The sequence below is a fragment of the Agrobacterium sp. P15N1-A genome, assembly GCF_044626815.1.
Classification (GTDB): domain Bacteria; phylum Pseudomonadota; class Alphaproteobacteria; order Rhizobiales; family Rhizobiaceae; genus Agrobacterium; species Agrobacterium leguminum.
Genome location: NZ_JBIUPF010000007.1, coordinates 194,876 through 216,647 on the forward strand (window position 1 = coordinate 194,876; position 21,772 = coordinate 216,647).

The following is a 21,772-nucleotide window of genomic DNA, read 5'->3' on the forward strand; positions in this document are numbered from 1 at the left end:
GCCGGGAGAGGCGGGCGTCTGACACTCATCAATGATCGGATAGGGCTTTATTCCCCGTAAGCGACCAACAGATCCTTCGCATCGATCTGGTCGCCGGGGCGCACCAGAACTTCTGCGATCTTGCCGTCGCGTTCGGCGTGAAGCGCGGTTTCCATCTTCATCGCCTCGATGGAGAGCAGCACGTCGCCGGCCTTGACCTCCTGGCCCTGATTGACGAAGACGCGGCTGATCACGCCCGGCATCGGCGCGCCGATATGGACGGTATTGCCGGGTTCGGCCTTGCGGCGCACGGCGGAGCCGGAAGCGCCATGGGCACGATCCGGCACCTTGATGCGGCGCGGCTGGCCGTTGATCTCGAAGAACACCGTCACCATGCCCTTGTCATCCGTGCCGGACGAGGCTTGATTGACGATGACAAGCGTTTTGCCGCGTTCGATATCGGCAAACAGTTCCTCGCCATCCTCCATGCCGTAGAAATAGGCATGGGTGGGCAGCACCGAAACCGGGCCATAGGTCTCGGCTGTCAGCGCGAAATCCGTGAAAACCTTCGGATACATCAGATAGGACGCGAACTCGAAATCGTCGACCTTGCGCTCCAGCTTGGTCTCGATCACCTTCCGTTCGGCATCGAGATCTGCATCTTCCAGCAGCGAACCCGGACGAACCGTATAGGGCGCTTCGCCCTTCAGCGCCTTTTTCTGCAGGGCTGCCGGCCAGCCGCCTGGCGACTGTCCAAGATCGCCCTTCAGCATCGACACCACCGATTCCGGGAAAGACACTTCACGATCGGGGTTTTCAACGTCGGCCACCGTCAGATCCTGGCTGACCATCATCAGCGCCATGTCGCCGACGACCTTGGAGGACGGCGTCACCTTGACGATATCGCCGAACATCCGGTTGGCGTCGGCATAGGCCTGCGCCACCTCGTGCCAGCGGCTTTCGAGACCCAGCGAACGCGCCTGTTCCTTGAGGTTGGTGAACTGGCCGCCCGGCATTTCGTGCAGATAAACTTCCGAGGCCGGTCCCTTGAGATCGCTCTCGAAGGCGGCATACTGGTTGCGCACAGCCTCCCAGTAGAAGGAAATGCGGCGGATCCATTCGGTATCGAGACCCGTATCGCGTTCCGACCCCGCCAACGCCTCCACAATCGAGCCAAGGCATGGCTGCGACGTATTGCCGGAGAAGGCATCCATTGCGGCATCGACGGCGTCGACGCCGGCATCCACGGCCGCAAGAACAGTCGCGGCGGAAATGCCCGAGGTATCGTGGGTGTGGAAGTGGATCGGCAGGCCGGTCGCCTCACGCAGCGCCTTGAACAGAACCCTGGCGGCGGCCGGTTTCAACAGACCCGCCATGTCCTTCACGGCGATGATATGAGCGCCGGCCTTTTCAAGCTCGGCGGCAAGGTTGGTATAATATTTGAGATCGTATTTCGGACGCGCCGAATTCAACAGATCGCCGGTATAGCAGATGGTCGCCTCGCAGAGCTTGTTCTCCTCGGCAATCGCATCCATCGAGACACGCATATTCTCCACCCAGTTCAGGCAGTCGAAGACGCGGAAAAGATCGACCCCGCCCCTTGCGGCCTGGCGGACGAAATATTTGACGACATTGTCCGGATAATTCTTGTATCCCACGCCGTTCGCGCCGCGCAGAAGCATCTGCAGCAGCAGGTTCGGCGCGCCTTCACGGATCAGGGCAAGACGCTCCCACGGGTCCTCCGTCAGGAAGCGCATGGAAACGTCGAAGGTCGCCCCGCCCCAGCATTCCAGCGAGAGAAGCTGCGGCAGCGCCTTGGCGTAAACGTTGGCGACGCGGGCAATATCATGGGTGCGAACGCGGGTGGCCAGCAGCGACTGGTGCCCGTCGCGCATGGTCGTGTCGGTAACCAGAACGCGTTTTTCATTGCGCATCCAGTCCGCAAAGCCCTTCGGACCAAGCTTGTCCAGCAACTGCTTGGTGCCATCGGGCGTCGGCGCATCGATATAAGGCACGACGGGCTTTGCCGCCTTTTCGGACGGCCTGGCGCGACCCTTGGTTTCCGGGTGGCCGTTGACGGTCACGTCGGCAAGATAGGTCAGAAGCTTGGTGGCGCGGTCCTGACGCTTGACCTGCGCAAACAGTTCCGGCGTCGAATCGATGAAGCGGGTCGTATAGGTATTGTTGCGGAAACTGTCGTGACCGATGATGGCTTCGAGGAAGGTGAGGTTCGTTGCCACGCCGCGGATACGGAATTCGCGCAGCGCGCGGTCCATGCGGTTGATCGCCTCATCCGGTTGCGGCGCCCAGGCCGTTACCTTGACGAGCAGCGGATCGTAATAGCGGGTGATGACAGCGCCGGTATAGGAAGTACCGCCATCCAGACGGATTCCGAAGCCAGAGGCGGAACGATAGGCGGTGATACGACCGTAATCCGGAATGAAATTATGTTCCGGGTCTTCCGTCGTGATACGGCACTGCAGCGCGTGGCCGTTGAGACGGATATCCTCCTGGCGCGGCACGCCGGATTCCGCGGTGCCGATCGCAGCCCCTTCGAGAATATGGATCTGCGCCTTGACGATATCGATACCAGTCACGACTTCGGTGACGGTATGCTCCACCTGGATGCGCGGATTGACCTCGATGAAGTAGAATTTGCCGGTGTCGGCATCCATCAGATATTCGACCGTGCCTGCGCCGATATAGCTGGTGGCGGCGGCGATCTTCAGGGAGTAGGCCGCAAGTTCCTGGCGCTGCGCTTCGGTGAGATAGGGCGCGGGCGCACGCTCGACCACCTTTTGATTGCGGCGCTGGATCGAACAATCACGCTCGAACAGATGCACGACATTGCCATGCGTATCGCCGAGAATCTGGCTTTCGACGTGGCGAGCACGCTCGACCAGCTTTTCGAGATAGACCTCATCCTTGCCGAAGGCGGCCTTCGCCTCGCGCTTGGCCTCCGTCACCTCACGGGCCAGATCTTCTCGTCTGCGGATGGCGCGCATGCCGCGTCCGCCGCCGCCCCAGGAGGCTTTCAGCATGACGGGATAGCCGATTTCCTCGGCCATGCGCTCCACCTCGGCGATATCGTCCGGCAGCGGATCGGTAGCGGGAACAACGGGGACGTTGACCGAGATCGCCAGATTGCGCGCAGCCACCTTGTTGCCGAGCTGGCGCATCGTATCCGCCGTCGGCCCGATGAAGGTGATGCCAGCCTTATTGCAGGCCTCCACGAATTCAGGGCTTTCAGACAGAAGGCCGTAACCGGGATGGATCGCGTCCGCTCCGGAGAGCTTGGCTACGCGAATGACCTCCTCGATCGAAAGATAGCTCTCGATCGGCCCCATATCCTTGGCGAGATGCGGCCCCCTGCCGACCTGATAGGATTCGTCCGCCTTGAAGCGGTGCAAAGACAGCTTGTCCTCTTCCGCCCAAATCGCAACGGTTTTAATCCCAAGCTCGTTCGCTGCCCGGAAAACACGGATCGCAATTTCGGATCGGTTGGCAACAAGTATTTTCGATATTTTCAAGACGGTCTCCCCACACGCCAAAACAAAATTTCTGCTGCACTGCGGAATTAAGCAGCAAAACCCGGTCTTGGAAAGGGCAATTCCGGCGAGAATTGTCCTGTTTGCGCTAGCTCAGCAAACCATGACGAAAAGCAAGTGCTACGGTATGCTGCCGGTTCTTGGCGCTGAAACGGCGCTGAATTCCGTTGATATACCAGTCCACCGTGTGGTTGGAGATCGATAGTTGGCGTCCAATTTCGGTGGAAGTCATACCGTCCGCCATCAGCGTCAGCACCTCCATTTCTCGCCTCGTAAGCTCGAGAGCGGAAACGTCAGGGGCATTGCTGAAGCCATGGGCCTGCCCGGAAAGATCGAGCAGGCGCCAGAACACGGCACGCGTGGCCGCATCGAGCAGTTCCACCTGCAAAGAGGGCAATTGCCGATCCTGGCCGCCAATGAAGACCGCACCGATGAAGCCCGCACGGCCGTGAACGGGAAAGGCATAACCGCCCTGCAGACCGTACCGGCGGGCATCGTGGAAAAAGACGCTCGCCCTTTTGCGATGCATCGCACGCGGCAGGCCCTCCAGCGCTTCCTTCCACTGAAACGGCTTGTGCACCATGCCGATCACCTTGCGGACAGGATCGACGAGATTGTATTTCTTGGCCCTGTAGACCTCCAGCCAGCCTTCGGGCAGATGTTGCGCAAGGATGTGTCCGGTGGAGGCGAGCTCCCCGGTCATCCGCCTGCTGACGAGAAAATATTCGAAACCGTATTCGCGAATGAGCGTTGCAAATTCGGAACGAACGCGGTCGGCGCTTCCCGCCTGGTAACACGCAGAGATGAAGTGAAGAATATCATGCATAAAGACACGTGGTCCGGAGCTTGGCTTGAAGGGAATGACACGAAGGACGTGGTCCCGCGATGACGTCATGTTACTCGGGCGCCGGTCGGTTGAGATTGAACATATCGTCGTTAGCAATCCCTGAAACGAAGATGCGAAATCTTGTGACGGCAGGCCCGGGGAAACATCGGGTTTGGTTTTTTTCGGTTCGCACGCGCGGTCAATCTGTTAAGCCGCCATTCAGACAGAAAGAGCGATAATTACACAAATTTCGCCGTCTCATGCAACCTTGCTAAAATAACTTGCCTTGAGGCCGAACAAACAACCGCTCGAAAAAGACGCTCGGACTGGATTGAAAATTTGACCTTGTTTCAGGTTTACACACGCGCTCTGCGCTATCTGACCGTACATAAATGGCGGGTGACGGTGGTCGTCATCGCCAACGTCATTCTTGCAGCGATCACCATCGCCGAACCGGTGCTGTTCGGCCGGATCATCGACGCCATCTCTTCCGGCACCAACGTCACGCCGATTCTCATTCTTTGGGCGGGTTTCGGTGTCTTTAACACCGTCGCTTATGTGGCCGTCGCCCGCGAGGCAGACCGTCTGGCCCATGGCCGGCGCGCTTCGCTGCTGACGGAAGCCTTCGGGCGCATCATCTCGATGCCGCTTTCCTGGCACCATCAGCGCGGCACATCCAATGCCCTGCACACGCTGCTGCGCGCCAGCGAAACGCTGTTCGGCCTCTGGCTCGAATTCATGCGCACGCATCTGGCCACCTTCGTCGCACTGGTGCTGCTTGTGCCGACCGCCATGTCCATGGACCTGCGCCTCAGCTTCGTGCTGATCGGCCTCGGCATCGTCTACTGGTTCATCGGCAAGTGGGTGATGGGCCGCACCAAGGACGGTCAGGCTTCGGTTGAAGAACACTATCACAGCGTTTTTGCCCATGTCAGCGATTCCATCAGCAACGTGTCGGTGCTGCACAGCTACAACCGCATCGAGGCCGAAACGAAAGCGCTGAAATCTTTCACCGAAAAACTGCTGAGCGCGCAATATCCGGTGCTCGACTGGTGGGCCTTCGCCAGTGCTCTTAACCGCACGGCCTCCACCGTATCGATGATGATCATCCTCGTCATCGGTACCGTGCTGGTGAAGAACGGCGAGTTGCGCGTTGGCGATGTCATCGCCTTCATCGGTTTCGCCAATCTCCTGATCGGCCGTCTGGACCAGATGCGCCAATTCGTGACGCAGATTTTCGAAGCCCGCGCCAAGCTCGAGGATTTCTTCGTGCTGGAAGATTCCGTCAAGGAACGGGAAGAACCGGGCGATGCGCGCGAATTGTCGAATGTCTCCGGCACGGTGGAGTTCCGCAACATCAATTTCGGTTTCGCCAACACCAAGCAGGGCGTTCACGACGTTTCGTTCACGGCCAGGGCCGGCGAGACAGTCGCGATCGTCGGACCGACAGGGGCCGGCAAGACCACGCTCATCAATCTCCTGCAGCGGGTCTACGATCCCGATTCCGGCCAGATCCTGATCGATGGGACCGATATTTCGACGGTGACGAAAAATTCGCTCCGCAACTCCATCGCCACCGTGTTTCAGGATGCCGGCCTGCTGAACCGCTCCATTCGCGAAAACATCCGCCTCGGCCGTGAATCGGCCACCGATGCGGAAGTGGTGGAAGCAGCGGCAGCCGCAGCGGCGACGGATTTCATCGATAGTCGCATCAACGGCTACCTGACCCAGGTGGGTGAACGCGGCAACCGCCTGTCCGGCGGCGAGCGTCAGCGCATCGCCATTGCACGCGCCATCCTGAAGAACGCTCCCATTCTGGTTCTCGACGAAGCGACCAGTGCGCTGGACGTGGAAACGGAAGCCCGGGTGAAGGCCGCTGTCGACGCACTGAGAAAGAACCGTACGACCTTCATCATCGCCCACCGCCTTTCCACGGTCCGCGATGCCGATCTTGTCCTCTTCCTTGATCAGGGCCGGATCATCGAAAAGGGCACCTTCGATGAGCTGAGCCAGCGCGGCGGACGCTTTACCTCGCTGCTGCGCACCAGCGGCCTGCTGACGGAAGACGAAAACCAGCAGCCACGGCCCAAGGCCATTGCCTCCTGAAGGCTTGGCTGACGGAATGAAGACAGGGCGGACAGCGTGTTGTCCGCCCTTTTTCTTTGTGCGCTTCCCGACGGCCCGCCAGATCACAGGTCACCTATCGGAGAATTCCGGTCAAGGAACTCGCCAGCCAGAAATCGATCTGCCCGAAGGGGAGGAGATTTCCCAGAAAGGCGACAATACCTGCTGCGAGATTGGTCAGGAAAACTCCAAGCAATACGCCAAGCATTATTCCGACACTCGTTTTCCGGGGGTAGCGCGCCAACCAGCAGGACAACGCCAGTGAAAGAATGGCGAGCAACGCCAACAATGCAAGCTCTGTGAAAGATGCGCTGAATTGCAAGATAACTCCCTTCCGATCGACCGACTATTCGCGACTACTGCTTTTCTCGAAAAGATTGACGAGACAGTCCGCACCGGACGATCCGGCACCGCGCCATCACAACCTTCGCCAATATGACCCTATCTCGGTGCGGCAGGACCTTCCAGCCGATGCTGCGAAGGAGGCCCGGGCTTCCGTGCCATGATCCGACCCATAGACTGAGTCGGAGGCCAGGGTAGTCTCATAAAAATTCAGGCCCCCGCGTTACCACGGGAGCCTGAGTTTAAGAGCGAAGGGAGACCTGATCGTCTCAGTCGAAGGGGATCACCCGGTCATCTGCCGACAGGGCCTTACCATCGACGGAAACGGAGACTTCCGCCGTGTCGGCCTTGCGGCTTACGACGATATCCCTGGCCTTACCGTCTAGCGTGATCTTCACCGAGAAGCCGCTCCAGTCCTCCGGCAGCGACGGCGAAATATGCAGCTTGCCGTCGGTGCGGGTGATGCCGAGAATACCCTCGACGGCGGCGCGGTAGAGCCAGCCGGCGGAACCCGTGTACCAGCTCCAGCCGCCACGGCCCGCATAAGCGCCTTCACCGTAGACATCCGCAGTCACCACATAGGGTTCGACCCGATAGGTTTCCGACGCTGCCGCATCGAGCGCATGATTGACGGGGTTGAGCAGCTTGAAGCAGTTCCATGCCTCCTGCGCCCTACCCTGCTTCGCAAGGGCGAGAACCACCCAGGTCGCCGCATGGGTATATTGTCCGCCGTTTTCGCGTACACCCGGCGGATATCCCTTGATGTAACCCGGGTCATGCGGCGCACGCGAGAAGGGCGGCGTGAACAGTCGGATAATGCCGGTCTTTTCATCGACCAGATGCTCCATGACGGCATCCATTGCCTGCCGCGAACGGCCTTCCTCACCTTCGCCGGAGAGAACGCTCCAGCTCTGGCCGAGCGAATCGATCCGGCATTCCTCGCTTTCGGCGGAACCGAGCGGCGTGCCGTCGTCGAAATAACCACGCCGGTAATAGCTGCCATCCCAACCCGCTGTTTCCAGCGCATTGCGCAGCTTTTCCCGGTGCGCCGCCCATTTGCCGACACGGTCGGTATCGCCACGCTTTTCCGCAATCTCGATGAAATCGCGCAACGCTCCGGACAGGAACCAGCCGAGCCAGACGCTGGTGCCCTTGCCGCCGATACCGACACGGTTCATGCCGTCGTTCCAGTCGCCGCCGAGGATCAGCGGCAGACCATTTTCGCCGGTGCGATGAATGGCAAGATCGAGCGCCAGCGCCGCATGCTCGTAAAGCGTGGCGGATCTGTCGCTGGTTTCCGGCTGGAAGAAGGCGTCATGCTGGCCGGGCATCAACGCCGCGCCCTTCAGGAAGGGGATGCTTTCATCGAGGATGGCGACATCACCCGTGGCCGAGACATATTGGTTGATCGCATAAGCGAGCCAGACCACATCGTCCGAAATGGTGGTGCGAACACCGGCGCCCGTCAGCGGCAGCCACCAGTGCTGCACATCGCCTTCCGGGAACTGACGACCGGCCGCGCGCAGAATCTGCTTGCGGGCGAGATCCGGCTGGTAGAGCAGGAAGGCCAGCGTATCCTGAAGCTGGTCGCGGAAACCGAAGGCGCCGCTCGACTGGTAGAAGGCGGTACGCGCCAGAATGCGGCATGCCAGCGCCTGATAGGGCAGCCAGTTGTTGACCATGTGGTTGAAGCCGGAATCGGGCGTGGAAACCTGCAACTGACCGGTAAAGCCCGTCCAGAACGCCTTGCTCTCATCCAGCACCGTCTGGAAGTCCGCCTTGCGAACGTCCTTCACCAGCGCTTCGGCCTCTTCCGCATTGTCGGCATCGCCGAGAATGAAGGTCATGTGCCGTTCTTCACCGGGCTTCAGGTGGATTTCCTGCATCAGCGCAGCACAGGGATCGCCGTCGACCTCCGTGCTGCCGCTGAGTGCGGCCCCGGACACGATGCCCTGCGGCGCCTGCGCCGACCCGAAGCGGCCGATGAATTCCCGACGGCTGGTGGTGAAGCCGCTCGCCTCGCTGTCGAGCGTCAGGAAAGCGGTGCGGGCGCTATAGTCGATGCTGTAGGGGTTCGACGCGAAGATCGCATTGTTACCGGCATCGTGCCTGCTCAGAATGAACGGCGCGGATTTCTGGCCGTTATTGCCGAGCACCCATTCCACATAGGCATAAACCTTCAGCCGGCGGCTTTTCGAACCCTTGTTGCGAACGATGACCTGCGAGAGCTTGACCGGTTTTTCACGGTCCACGGTCTGCGTCAGCTCGACTTCGAGCGTATCCGCTACACCGGTCAGCACGGAATATCCGAGGCCATGACGGGTTTCAAACATGGCTTCGGGATCACGCGACAGCGCGGCACACGGCGTATAGAGCTTTCCTGTCTCCACATCGGCGACATAGAAAGCCTCACCCGGCCGGTTGATGACCGGATCGTTGCTCCATGGCGTCAGCTGATAGTCGCGCGAGTTGCGGCTCCAGCTGAAACCGGCGCCTTCGGCCGAAATGTGGAAACCGAAACTCTCATTCGAGACAACGTTGATCCACGGATGCGGCGTCGACTGCCCGCCATTGAGGCGCACGACATATTCCTGGCCGCCCTTGGCGAAGCCGCCAAAACCGTTCCAGAAATCGAGATCGCCCGCATCCTCGACCGGCTCCGCGATGGGGAAGGTCGGCACAGGCAAACGGGCCTGCGCAGCGTCACTCGTACCGTCTGGACCACGATGGGCGGCAAACAGCGATACAGCGCGGTTGATCTGATCGACGATCTTGCCATTGCGCACGTGGAGAACGACGCGGGAAGCGGCGAGAAGCGCGCTCCAGGTCTCTTCATCCATCAGGTCGCGGCGCACCGAGAAGACGTGCGGACGACCGCCATCGGCAGGATTGATGCGGCGCTGCGCCTCGGAAATATGATCGAGCGCATGCTGCATGTCCTGCGCATAGGAGGCAGCCCGTTCGTTGACGATGACGAGATCGAAGATCACACCGCGTGAACGCAGATATTCATGGGCGCTCAGCGCCTCACGGGCGATATCCATGTCCATATCGTCGTTGATGCGCAGGCTGAAGATCGGGAAATCACCCGAAATCGCAAGCGGCCACAAGGCGCGCTGCGAGGCAAGGCCCGTTTTCAGCGTTTCCGAATCCGCACGCAGATGCATGTCCGGATAGGTCAGATAACGGCCGAGATGCTGGAAGGCGGCCGCCTGCTGCGAGGTAACGCCCACATGGCGCATCTGCACCTGCGTACGCGTCCAGGCATGCACCAGTTCATGCGCGAAGGCGTCCGGATGACGATAACGGTCTATTGCCTTATCGACTTCCTCGCGGCTCGGCGCGGCAATCGTCCAGAAGATCACGCTCACCTTCTTGCCCGCCGGCACGCGCACCGTGCGGCGCAGCGACAGGATAGGATCGAGCGTGAAACCATCCGTGCTGGAAAGCGTCGCTCCCATATCAAAGGCAGCGGCTTCGCGCAGCGATCGACCGCGACCAATGAACTTGGCGCGATCCGTCTCGAATTCCGTCGGGCGCGACGGGCCGGCATTGTCAGCGGCAAGGTGCGCGATGACGGTGCCGGGTTCGTTCGGGCTGCGACGGTTGCGCCAGGCACGGATAACATCGCCACGCCGGCCAATTTCCGTCTGCACGAACATGCGCGAGAACAGCGGGTGGGCATTGTCATCATCTTCAGACGCGATGACCGGCTCCATATAGGAGGTCACTTCAATATAGCGATCCTCGGAACCGACGTTCAGCAGCGTGATACGGCGGCCTTCGGCATCATGCTCGGTGGCGACGATGCATTCAACGACGCTCTGCAGATCGCCTGTTGTCTTGTGGAACTCGGCCTTGTCGTCGGTGAAGATCGTCTTGGTCTTTTCACCTTCGATGACGCGCGGCTCCGCCGTCGCACTCCACCATTGTCCATTGGTGGTGTCGCGCAGGAAGATGAAGGTGCCCCAGCGATCCTCTGTCGGATCGGCCTTCCAGCGGGAAATCGCCTGACCGTTCCACTTCGAATAGCCTGCACCCGTGGAGGTGAGCATCGTCGAATAATGGCCGTTCGAGAGGAACACCACTTCGCGGTCGCGCACCGCCGGATCGGCGATGGAGCGCACTTCTGCACGCAACAGGTCTGCCTGTTCCTTGCCGGGTGTTTCCGGCTCGTATTTGGCGCTCATGACCGGAACTTCGCGCGGTGCCTTTTCCTGCAGCAGCAGCTCAGCCGCCTCGATCACCGGATCGGAGTGGAACAGTTCGCGCAGCACGCCATCAAAGGCGACGTTGGCGACAGCCGCAATCGACATACCGTGATGGTGGGCATAATAGTTGTAGACCACTGCGCAGACTTTGCCATCCGGCACCCGTGTCGGCGTGAAATCCACCGCGTCATGGAAACCGTACTGGCCGAGAGCGCCAAGCTTGCGCAGCTTGTCGAGGTTCTCAAGCGCGCCATCAGGATCGTACTGGCTGGCGAGAATAGACGCGTAGGGCGCGATCACCGCATTCTGGCCAAGGCCACGCTTGAGGCCAAGGGTCGGCACACCGAAGTTGGTGTACTGGTAATTCATGTTGTGATCGCGGGCGTTGAACGCCGCTTCGGAAATGCCCCATGGCGTGCCGAGACGACGGCCATGGTTCATCTGTTCCTTGACGATCAGATTGTTGGTCTGGTTGAGAATGCCACCCTGACGCTCCTGCATGACAAGCGGCGGCATCAGATATTCGAACATCGAACCCGACCACGACACCAACGCGCCCTGCGCACCGATCGGCACGACCTGACGGCCGAGACGATACCAGTGCTCGGTCGGCAGATCGCCCTTGGCAATGGCAAACAGGCTGGTCAGACGGCATTCGGAAGCCAGAAGGTCGTAGCAGGCCTCATCCAGCTCCTTGCTTTCGACGCGATAGCCAATCGACAGAAGACGGCGATCCTTGCGGTAGAGGAACGTGAAGTCCATCGAGAAGGCAAGGTTGCGGCTACGGTCGCGCAGCGAGGCAAGGCGCTGGCGCAGCGGCTCCATATTGGTGAGGTCGATGGCGCTGTCGGAAATATGCGACTCGCAGCATTCCACCAGCAATTGCGCCCAGCGCGTCACTTCCGCGCTCTGCGCCGATTTCACTTCGTGGTCGACATTGGTAGCAAGTTTCTGGATGTCGCGTGCGAGCACCGCCAGATTGATGACGCGGATCGACGCAAATTCATGCTCGCGCTTGACGGAGGCGAGCGCGTTCGAGAAGCCGATGATGCGCTCTTCAAGACGGCGATGCAGCGGGCGCAGGTTCTTGCGGTTGTCGGGCAGCGCCTTCAGCGTTTCGCGCAGGATACCGGCAACGTCGCCGATACCGTCGAGATTGCCCTGAAGATGGGCGGAAGGGGCTTCCGCCCAATCGCGGCAGGCGGACGAAACCGCAATCAGGTGACCGGCGAGATTGCCGCTGTCCACGGCCGAAACATAGCGCGGTCCAAGCGTCTGCAAGGTGTCAGTGTGATACCAGTTGTAGAGATGGCCGCGATGTTTCTCCATCTTCTCGACGGTCTGGATCGTATTCTCGATCCGCTCCAACGTATCGGCAAAGCTGATCCAGCCGAACTGGCGTGCCGAAATGATGGACAGCAGATAGACGCCGATATTGGTGGGCGAAGTACGCGAGGCGACGATCGGCTCCGGCGTTTCCTGGAAATTGTCCGGCGGCAGGTGGTTTTCCTGCGGCGTGACAAAGGCCTCGTAATAACGCCAGGTGCGGCGCGCAATCTTGCGAAGCTCGAAGGAAACGTGTTCCGAAACGAACAGCCGGTCTTCGGTTTCAGCCGACTGGCTGACATACCAGGCAACGGCAGGCGACAGAACCCAAAGCAGCGTGAAGGGAATGCCGATCAGGAAGGCGTTATCGCCCGGCAGCGCCGCAAACAGCAGGCCGAGCATCGCCACCACGGGCGCATGCCACATCTGGCGATAATAATCGACGATGCTGCCCTGCGCGCTCGATTGCATGCTGGCGGCGGTACGCCATTCCAGCATCAGCTTGTGGCTGACGAGCAGGCGGTAGAGCGAACGGGCAATCGCATCCGTCATCATGCAGGCGGCATCGGCGATGAAGACGATGCGCAGCGCAACCTGTGCATTGGTGGCGCGGATTTCCGACCAGATGGTATGGAAATGCGCCTGCGGCACGATATCGGTGGAGCGCGGCACGAGGCCGGACAGCAGGGAAAGCGTGGGCGCGACGAAGAGCGAGAAGATCAGCAGGATCTGCCAGATCAGCGCACCGAGCGGATCCATGAAATACCAGCCGAGGATCGAGGCGAAGAACCAGGCGATCGGCGTCAGCGAGCGGCGCAGATTGTCGACCATCTTCCAGCGACCGATGGCGGTAACGCCACGGGCACGATCAAGGATAAAGGGCAGAAGCTGCCAGTCGCCACGCGCCCAGCGATGCTGGCGCGACACTTCCACTTCATAGCGGGTCGGGAAGTCTTCCACCAGTTCCACATCAGTCACCAGCGCGCAACGCGCAAAGGAGCCTTCGAGAAGATCGTGGCTGAGGATGGAGTTTTCTTCGATACGTCCCTTCAGCGCCGCCTCGAAGGCATCCACATCGTAAAGACCCTTGCCGGTGAATGTGCCTTCGGAGGTCAGGTCCTGATAGACGTCGGAAACGGTAAAGACGTAAGGATCGATACCGCGGTTGATCGAGAAGACCCGCTGGAAGACGGAGGCATCCTTGCCGGTCGTCAGCGAAGGTGTTACGCGCGGCTGCAGCAGGCCGTAGCCTTCGACAACCCGTCCGGATACCGGATCGATCACCGGACGGTTGATCGGGTGGTGCATCTTGCCCACGAGCTTGGTCACCGCATCGCGCATCAGGCGCGTATCGGCATCCAGCGTCATGACGTATTTCACGCCCTCCGGCACGACGTTCGCACCGCCGAGGAAGGTCGTGTCCTTGTCGCCGCGCAGCAGCATGTTCAGCTCATGCAGCTTGCCGCGCTTGCGCTCCCAGCCCATCCAGCAGCCTTCGGCCGAATTGTAGATGCGGCGGCGGTGCAGCAGGTAAAAGCGCGTCTTGCCGTCAAAGGCATAACGGCTGTTCAGCGCCGCAAGCTCGCGCTTGGCATAATCGAGAATCTCGAGGTCGTCGTCAGACTGTTCATACTGCGCATCGCGCCAGTCGCTCACCAGCGAGAAGTAAATCTCGCCATGCGGATTGGCGAGATAATGCACCTCGATATTGCGCATCATTTCGTCGACGCTGTCGCGGCTGGTCAACATGCAGGGCACGGCGACCAATGTGCGGGCATCCTGCGGAATGCCGTTCTTGAACTCGTATCCGACCAGCCGGAACGGTTTCACGAAGAAGGTGACGAGGGTGTTGAAGAGGCCGGTCGCGCCTTCGGAGGCCGGCAATGCAAACATCAGCAGGAAGGCGGTCACGACATACCAGGGCATGCCGGCCTGCGCCAGGAACCAGCCGACAGCGAGCATGGCGAGCGCAGTGATCAGCAGCACCGGCGCGGCGATTGCCAGCCAGTTGAACTTGCGCATCGAGCGCACGATACGCTGCGACACCAGCGGCCGGTAACCCAAAGCCTTTTCAAGCTCGAAGCGGCGCTGGCCGACAAGCACGGAGCCGACATTGACGCGATGGGTTTCATCCGCACCGGCCGGCGTCTCCGAACGCGCCATTTCGACAGCGGCGCGCGCAACCTCGACTTCGGTCTTGGGAGAACGGCGCGCCAGAAGTTCGATCGTATTGCGATAGGTGTTGCGCGAACCGAAATCGAGAACCTCGTAGTCGGTCTCTTCGCGCAGAACCTTGTCGATATGGCTGACTTCCTCGAACCACACCGACCATTCAGTATCGTCAATCTCGCGCAGGCTCTTGACGATGTTGCCCATCGTCACATTGCCGGATGCCAGGCGGTTATGCTCCGACATCATGACGTTTTCGGCATCGGTGCCGGCAGCGTGAAGACGCTCTTCGAGCCAGGCAACGGCAAAACCGGAGGTCTGCGAACCGTTCCTCAGACGATAAAGGAACTGCGTCGCAAAAGTTGGGTCGTCGACCAGCGAATCGACCTGCTTGAGAAGCGCTGCCGAGGCTTCCGCATCGTTCAGACGGATGATTTCATCGACGACCTCATTTGCCTTCTGGCGCATGCGGCGCGAACGCTCCACACGGATGGAGATACGGCGGAGATTTTCGATGAGGACAAAACGGATGATCGACGGCAAAGCCCACAATTCGCCGATCTGCAGCGTCTTCGACGTCTGGTAGCCATCCACCAGCGCCGTCATGTTTTCGCGCGAAACCGTGCTGTGGGTATGGGCGACATAAAGCCAGCCGAGCGCCATGACCCGCGGGATCGTTACGCCGCCCACCGTCATCGTCGGCAGCTGGCGATAGAACTTGCGCGGAAAATCGCGACGGACTTCCTGGATCGCCTCTTCGATGACGTAGTGGTTGTCGAGCAGCCATTCCGCCGCGGGCGTTATCGTCGCGCCATTTTCCGCATCGACGGCCGTGGTGCGATAGACCCTGAGGATTTCCTTCTCGTTCTCACGATGACGCTCGAAGAAATCGAACTCCATGAAGCCGGGAAGACTGTCGGCGCCATCGCGCGAAAGCGCGGCGCCCGCATCATGCAGTTCCTCCACCGTCATATAGGACGCGCGGATCGAATCGTTGTGATCGATCTGCTTCGTCTCGGAATCACGGGCGGCAGCGGTCGGGGTAATATGAAATGACATCGGGCTCGTATTCTGAACTTTATGGAAACTTGTTCGACTTGACCGGCATTTCGTCCGTGGCGGGAACACGCACGAAAATCGGGCCACGCTATATTTATGACTTATCCTGAACCTTCGGTGAACCGGACCGGACGCTGCATGGAACGGATCGTCAAGTGCGGAATATTCGCAGGCGCGTCATGCTGCAGCGTCATTATTCCGGAATATCTGCGAAGCTGGAGATCGGCGCGCACAGGGCGTTTTCGATGAGGGGAAGAAAATGGCGTCGTTCGGCCCGGCAATGCCGTTCCGACCGGATTACGCACCCTCCCCGATGGCGAAAATTGTTCGCGCAACGTCCGATAATCCCCCGTTGACAACCTGAAGGGCAACACGAACCGAGAAGCCCGCGCTACATCCGAAAGAAGCTAATGCCTCAGGACGTCAATAGTTCCATGCCACCTGTCGCGGCACGATGCAAGCGCTGAATTTCGGGGCATTTCCGGGCAGGCTACGCCCCTTACGCATGGCTGCATATGCTGCTATGTCATTTGCAAAAGGCGCCGGAAAAAACGGCCGAACCCGGGACTTTAAAAATGACCAGACAGACCGCAAACCTCGCATCCTTTGCCAACCATATGCCGGATGTGGTGGCCATTCGCCGCCATCTGCACCGCAACCCCGAAATCGGCCTTTCGGAGTTCAAGACATCGGATTTTATCGCCGAACAGTTGGCGGCAATGGGCTATGAGGTCACGCGGGGGCTGGCCGGAACCGGGGTCGTCGCCACACTTCGCAATGGCGACAGCACCCGCACGCTCGGAATTCGCGCCGATATCGACGCCCTGCCGATCCACGAAGAGACGGGGGCGGACTATGCGAGCGCCAATCAGGGCGTGATGCATGCCTGCGGCCATGACGGCCACACCGCCATGCTGCTTGGTGCGGCGAAGATCATTGCGGAGCGCAAAAATTTCGACGGAATCCTGCATCTTATCTTCCAGCCGGCGGAAGAGAATTTCGGCGGCGCCCGCATCATGATCGAGGACGGGCTGTTCGAACGTTTTCCCTGCGATGCTGTTTTTGCCCTGCATAACGATCCCGGTGTGCCCTTCGGGCAATTCGTGCTGCGCGACGGGCCGATCCTTGCCGCCGTCGACGAGTGCAAGATCACGGTCAACGGATATGGCGGCCACGGCGCCGAACCGCAGGATGCGGCCGACCCCATCGTTGCCGGCGCAAGCATCATCATGGCGCTGCAAACGGTGGTGTCCCGCAACATCCATCCGCAATTGTCGGCGGTCGTCACGGTTGGCGCGTTCCATGCCGGTGCTGCCAGCAACGTCATTCCCGAAACGGCGGAAATGCTGCTGACCATCCGCTCCTTCGATCCGGGCGTGCGCGACGAGCTGGAAAAGCGCATCCGGGCAATAGCCGAAGGCCAGGCGGCCAGCTACGGCATGAGCGTCACCATCGATTACGAGCGCGGTTACAATGCAACCGTCAACCACAAGGCGGAAACGGATTATGTCGCCAATCTCGCCCGGCGTTTTGCCGGACCTGAAAAGGTGGCCGAGATGCAGCGCCCATCGATGGGTGCGGAAGACTTCGCCTATATGCTGGAGAAACGGCCCGGCTGTTATTTCTTCCTCGGCACCGCGCGCACCGATAACGACCCGCCGCTGCACCATCCGAAATTCGATTTCAACGACGATATCCTGCCAATCGGAACCGCATTCTGGGTCGATCTGGCGGAAGATTACCTGAAGGCGTGAATGGGCATGAAAAAGGCCGGTCGGAGGAGCGACCGGCCTTTTGTTCTCAAATTACCTGATGAGAAAATCGGGAGGATCAGGGAACGAGACCGAAGATGACGGCGGCGACAAAAGCCACACAGACGCCGACAAGAGCCGCATGAACCGAATCTTTCCAGTTGCGCGGCGACTGGGGCTGCGAGACAAAGTCTTTTACTTTTCCTGCCTTGGAATAAGACATTGTACACTCCCTTCCTGCTCGGCCCTTCAAAGCGGGCATTGCTTATTTCACTTATAGAATAGCTTTATTCCCCACTGTTTCAGTAGAGATAAAATTCCATAAGAGTGGCGCATCGGGAAAAATACCGATTGCAACTTGCCCACCGGCAAGCATCAATCTACCCATTGCGCAGGATCAACGCGGTGGAGGGCATTTCCGTTCAAAACCAGTGGCGGGCACGGAAAAGACCATGACGGATATCGACGCCATCATCATCGGAGCCGGGGTGATAGGGCTCGCGACAGCGCGTGAACTGGCGATGCGTGGTCTCTCCGTCATCATCCTCGAAAGCGGGAAGGAATTCGGCTCTGCCACCTCCTCCCGCAACAGCGAAGTCATCCACGCAGGGCTCTATTATCCGGCCGGAAGCCTCAAGGCCCTACTTTGCGTGGAGGGCAAGGAGCGGCTCTATGCCTTCTGTCAAAGCCACGGCGTTTCACATCGCCGCTGCGGCAAGCTCATCGTCGCCACGAGCGATGAAGAGGTCGCCATGCTCGCCACCCTGCGCGAAAAAGGCAGAGCTAACAGTTGCAACGACCTTGAGCTGATCGATGCGCGACAGGCGCGCCTGCTCGAACCCGCGCTCGCCTGCGTCGCAGCCCTGATATCGCCCTCGACCGGTATCATCGATAGCCACGGCTATATGCTGGCGCTGCTTGGAGACGCGCAGGATCATGGCGCGGCCCTTGCCCTGAAAGCACCCTTCGAAAAGGCGGAGGCGATGGGCAATGGTTTCCGCGTTCATGTCGGGGGAGCGGAGCCCACCAGCCTGACATGCCGGCTGCTCATCAACGCCGCCGGGCTTGTAGCACCCATGGTGGCGAGAAAGATCGAAGGATTGCCGGAGGATGGGATCCCGCAGGCGCGTTTCGCCAAGGGCAGTTATTTTTCTCTGGCCGGCAAGTCGCCCTTTTCACGGCTGATCTACCCCGCGCCGCACACCCATGGCCTCGGGGTGCATCTCACCCTCGATCTCGCCGGCCAGGCCCGTTTCGGACCGGATGTGGAGTGGGTGGACACCATCGACTATGCCGTCGATCCCCGACGCATGGAGGGTTTTGGCGATGCGATACGGCGCTATTGGCCGGGCCTTCCCGATGACGCGCTGATCCCGACTTATTCCGGTATCCGGCCGAAGATTTCCGGCCCGGACGAACCGGCCATGGACTTCCGCATCGATGGGCCGGAAACACACGGCGTTGCCGGCCTCGTCAATCTTTTCGGCATAGAAAGCCCCGGCCTCACCGCCTCGCTGGCGATTGCCGATGAGGTCGCGGCACGGCTCGAGGCCTGATCTCAGCCGAAACGGGACAGCGCGGCGGCCATGATCTCCGGATCGACATTGCCGCCGGAAGCGACTGCGATCACCGTTTCGCTTTCCAGTTCGTTGCCATGAAACAGCGCCGCCGCCAGCGCCACCGCGCCACCGGGTTCGACCACGATCTTCAGCCGGTTGAAGGCGAGAACCATAGCCCGCAGCGCTTCCTCCTCGGTCACGGCAATGCCTTTTCCGCAGAGCCCGGCCATGATGGGGAAAGTAATGTTGCCGGGCTGCGGCGTGACGATCGCGTCGCAGATCGAGCCCGAGGTCGTGGCGTTACGCTCGATCTTACCCGCAGCAAGGGAGCGCGCCACATCGTCGAAGCGCTCCGGTTCCGACGTCCTGACCTTGTAGTTCGGCGCTTTTGCTGCGAGTGCCAGGGAGATGCCGGAGGTGAGGCCGCCACCACCGCAGGGCACCAGAACCTCGGCCGCGCCGATGCCCAGCTCCGCACCTTGTTCGGCAATCTCCAGCCCCACCGTTCCCTGCCCGGCAATGACCAGGGGTTCGTCATAGGGCCTGATCAACGTCAGCCCACGCTCGCGCGAAATGCGATCTCCGATCGCATCGCGATCTTCGTTAGCACGGTCATAAAGCACCACCTCCGCGCCAAAGGCCCGGGTATTGTCGATTTTGATCTTCGGCGCATCCGACGGCATGATGATGACGGCAGGGACATTGTGCAGCCGGGCGGCAAGCGCCACGCCCTGCGCATGGTTGCCGGAGGAAAAGGCGATCACGCCCTTGGCGCGCACCTCCGCCGGAAGGCCGGAGACGGCCGACCAGCCGCCGCGAAACTTGAAGGAACCCGTTCTTTGCAGGCATTCAGCCTTCACGAACAGCTTTCGCCCGGCAATTTCGTCCAGAAAAGGCGATGAAAGAAGCGGTGTGCGAACCGCATGGTTGCCGATGCGCCCACGCGCGGCTTCTATCATCGAAATATCTGTCATGTCCTGCCCCTGTGATGCGGATTTGCGGGTACATTAAGAGGTCGCAACCAATTGCGAAACCGCCCGGAAAAGAAAAATCCCCGGACATGGCCGGGGATTTTTGTCCTACGTGATCAATGATTGTGCCGGGGCATCTTCTCGGCGATCCGGCGGAAATCCGCGGCCCCTTCCAGAACCGCGCCATCGGAAAGCTGGGTCACCGACTGGCGGTAGATGCGCTGCCATGGCGTCGCATCCGCGGGAACAGCGGGAATGCCGTCAGCCTTGCGGGCGGCAAGCTCGTCATCCGGCACCAGCGCATTGCACTCGCCCTCATTGAAATCGATGCGGATGACATCGCCCGTGCGGAGCCATGCCAGCCCACCGCCTGCGGCACTTTCCGGCGAGGCGTTGAGGATGGACGGGCTGTCCGCCGTTCCCGACTGCCGGCCGTCACCAATCGTCGGCAGGCTGGTAATGCCCTTTTTCAACAGCGCATCCGGCGGCTGCATGTTGACGACCTCAGCCGAACCCGGCCAGCCGAGCGGCCCCGCACCGCGAATGACAAGAATGGTGCGCTCATCAATATCGAGGGACGGATCGTTGATGCGGGCGTGATAGTCCTCCGAACCATCGAACACCACGCATTTGCCTTCGAAAATGCCCTCGCGGCCCGGCTCGCTCAGATAACGCTGGCGGAATTCCGCCGAAATCACGCTCGTCTTCATGATGGCGAAATCGAACAGATTACCCTTGAGAACGAGGAAACCGGCCCGTTCCTTCAGCGGCTTGTCATAAGGCAGGATCACGTCACGGTCGGTGGATTCCCGGCCTTCCAGGTTTTCCGCCATGGTCTTGCCGGTTACAGTCGGACAGTTTCCGTCGAGCTTACCCGCCTTGAGAAGCTCCCACATGATGGCGGGCGTGCCGCCGGCGCGGTGATATTTCTCACCCAGCCATTTGCCGGCCGGCTGGACATTGGCGATGAGCGGAATGTCGTAACCGTGGACCTGCCAGTCCTCCTCGCGAAGCTCAACGCCCGCATGTTTCGCCATCGCCGCCAGATGCGGCTGGGCATTGGTGGAGCCGCCGATTGCCGAATTGACGCGGATCGCGTTCAAAAACGCCTCGCGTGTCATGATGTCGGAAGGCTTGATGTTCTCGACAACCAGTTCGACGGCGCGGCGGCCGGTGCGATAGGCCATCTGGCCGCGCTCGCGGTAAGCGGCCGGGATCGCACCGCAGCCGGTGAGCGACATACCGAGCGCCTCCGCCATGGCATTCATGGTGGACGCGGTGCCCATAGTGTTGCAATGGCCGACGGAAGGCGCAGATTCCAGCGCCGCCTGCAAGAATTCCTCGCGGGTGATTTCGCCCGCACCATATTTGCGGCGCATGCGCCAGATGACCGTGCCGGAACCGACCAGATCACCATCATGGTAACCGTCGAGCATCGGCCCGCCGGAAAGCACGATGGCCGGAATATCGACCGTGCTTGCCGCCATCAGTGCCGAGGGCGTGGTCTTGTCGCAACCCGTGGTCAGAACGACGCCGTCGAGCGGATAACCGTAAAGCACTTCCACGAGGCTGAGATAGGCAAGATTACGGTCGAGCGCCGCCGTCGGGCGCTTGCAGTTTTCGAACATCGGATGGGTCGGAAACTCGATGGGAATGCCGCCCGCATCGCGGATGCCGTCCCGCACCCGCTTGACCAGTTCCACATGGACGCGGTTGCAGGGCGTCAGGTCGCTGCCGCTCTGGGCGATGCCGATGACCGGCTTGCCGGAACGAAGCTCTTCCGGCGCCACACCGTAATTCATGAAGCGCTCGAGATAGAGCGCCGTCATGTCGAGATGGTCGGGATTGTCGAACCAGTCCTGCGACCGCAGGCGGCGCATCGGTGTCTTCTCGTCGCTCATAAGCCT

General features: G+C 60.4%; 10 protein-coding genes. 3 read left to right on the forward strand and 7 right to left on the reverse strand.

Features of this window, described 5'->3' with window-relative positions; all coding sequences use genetic code 11:
- Positions 1-47 precede the first annotated feature (47 nt).
- Positions 48-3,509, reverse strand: a complete 3,462-nt coding sequence (gene pyc, locus ACIK7D_RS22085) for a pyruvate carboxylase (protein WP_400157358.1) — start codon at positions 3,507-3,509, stop codon at positions 48-50.
- Positions 3,510-3,615: 106 nt separating this feature from the next.
- A complete protein-coding gene (locus ACIK7D_RS22090; RefSeq protein ID WP_400157359.1) occupies positions 3,616-4,353 on the reverse strand; it encodes an autoinducer binding domain-containing protein in 738 nt (245 codons plus the stop codon).
- A 339-nt stretch (positions 4,354-4,692) separates the two neighbouring features.
- On the opposite strand from ACIK7D_RS22090, the gene ACIK7D_RS22095 reads away from it, so the two are divergent.
- Positions 4,693-6,459 carry a glucan ABC transporter ATP-binding protein/ permease gene (locus ACIK7D_RS22095; RefSeq protein WP_080815558.1) on the forward strand — a complete coding sequence of 589 codons (1,767 nt, stop codon included), beginning with the start codon at positions 4,693-4,695 and terminating at the stop codon, positions 6,457-6,459.
- A gap of 94 nt (positions 6,460-6,553) precedes the next feature.
- Here the strand turns inward: ACIK7D_RS22095 and ACIK7D_RS22100 are convergent, their stop codons facing one another.
- Together ACIK7D_RS22100 and ACIK7D_RS22105 are read right to left on the reverse strand one after the other, a co-directional pair.
- On the reverse strand, positions 6,554-6,799 hold the full coding sequence (locus ACIK7D_RS22100) for a hypothetical protein (RefSeq protein WP_269314090.1): 246 nt from the start codon (positions 6,797-6,799) through the stop codon (positions 6,554-6,556).
- 289 nt (positions 6,800-7,088) lie between these two features.
- A complete protein-coding gene (locus ACIK7D_RS22105; protein WP_400157360.1) occupies positions 7,089-15,584 on the reverse strand; it encodes a GH36-type glycosyl hydrolase domain-containing protein in 8,496 nt (2,831 codons plus the stop codon).
- 575 nt (positions 15,585-16,159) lie between these two features.
- Between ACIK7D_RS22105 and ACIK7D_RS22110 the strand changes: the two genes are divergently transcribed.
- Positions 16,160-17,338, forward strand: coding sequence for a M20 aminoacylase family protein (locus ACIK7D_RS22110; RefSeq protein ID WP_175422044.1), 1,179 nt, complete (start codon positions 16,160-16,162; stop codon positions 17,336-17,338).
- Positions 17,339-17,414: 76 nt separating this feature from the next.
- Here the strand turns inward: ACIK7D_RS22110 and ACIK7D_RS22115 are convergent, their stop codons facing one another.
- On the reverse strand, positions 17,415-17,558 hold the full coding sequence (locus ACIK7D_RS22115; RefSeq protein ID WP_003505150.1) for a hypothetical protein: 144 nt from the start codon (positions 17,556-17,558) through the stop codon (positions 17,415-17,417).
- A 229-nt stretch (positions 17,559-17,787) separates the two neighbouring features.
- On the opposite strand from ACIK7D_RS22115, the gene ACIK7D_RS22120 reads away from it, so the two are divergent.
- Entirely contained in the window at positions 17,788-18,891 is a 1,104-nt protein-coding gene (locus ACIK7D_RS22120; protein ID WP_400157361.1) for an NAD(P)/FAD-dependent oxidoreductase, read from the forward strand.
- Between the two features lie 2 nt (positions 18,892-18,893).
- Here the strand turns inward: ACIK7D_RS22120 and ACIK7D_RS22125 are convergent, their stop codons facing one another.
- Positions 18,894-19,868, reverse strand: coding sequence for a threonine/serine dehydratase (locus ACIK7D_RS22125; protein WP_137004094.1), 975 nt, complete (start codon positions 19,866-19,868; stop codon positions 18,894-18,896).
- A 113-nt stretch (positions 19,869-19,981) separates the two neighbouring features.
- On the reverse strand, positions 19,982-21,766 hold the full coding sequence (locus ACIK7D_RS22130) for an IlvD/Edd family dehydratase (RefSeq protein WP_400157362.1): 1,785 nt from the start codon (positions 21,764-21,766) through the stop codon (positions 19,982-19,984).
- Positions 21,767-21,772: the final 6 nt, after the last annotated feature.

What these genes read in the sequence shown, in the direction of transcription:
- ACIK7D_RS22130 (WP_400157362.1), bottom strand. Translation starts at nt 21,766, where the DNA reads ATGAGCGACGAGAAGACACCGATGCGCCGCCTGCGGTCGCAGGACTGG.
- ACIK7D_RS22090 (WP_400157359.1), bottom strand. Translation starts at nt 4,353, where the DNA reads ATGCATGATATTCTTCACTTCATCTCTGCGTGTTACCAGGCGGGAAGC.
- ACIK7D_RS22105 (WP_400157360.1), bottom strand. Translation starts at nt 15,584, where the DNA reads ATGTCATTTCATATTACCCCGACCGCTGCCGCCCGTGATTCCGAGACG.
- ACIK7D_RS22110 (WP_175422044.1), top strand. Translation starts at nt 16,160, where the DNA reads ATGACCAGACAGACCGCAAACCTCGCATCCTTTGCCAACCATATGCCG.
- ACIK7D_RS22120 (WP_400157361.1), top strand. Translation starts at nt 17,788, where the DNA reads ATGACGGATATCGACGCCATCATCATCGGAGCCGGGGTGATAGGGCTC.
- ACIK7D_RS22115 (WP_003505150.1), bottom strand. Translation starts at nt 17,558, where the DNA reads ATGTCTTATTCCAAGGCAGGAAAAGTAAAAGACTTTGTCTCGCAGCCC.
- ACIK7D_RS22125 (WP_137004094.1), bottom strand. Translation starts at nt 19,868, where the DNA reads ATGACAGATATTTCGATGATAGAAGCCGCGCGTGGGCGCATCGGCAAC.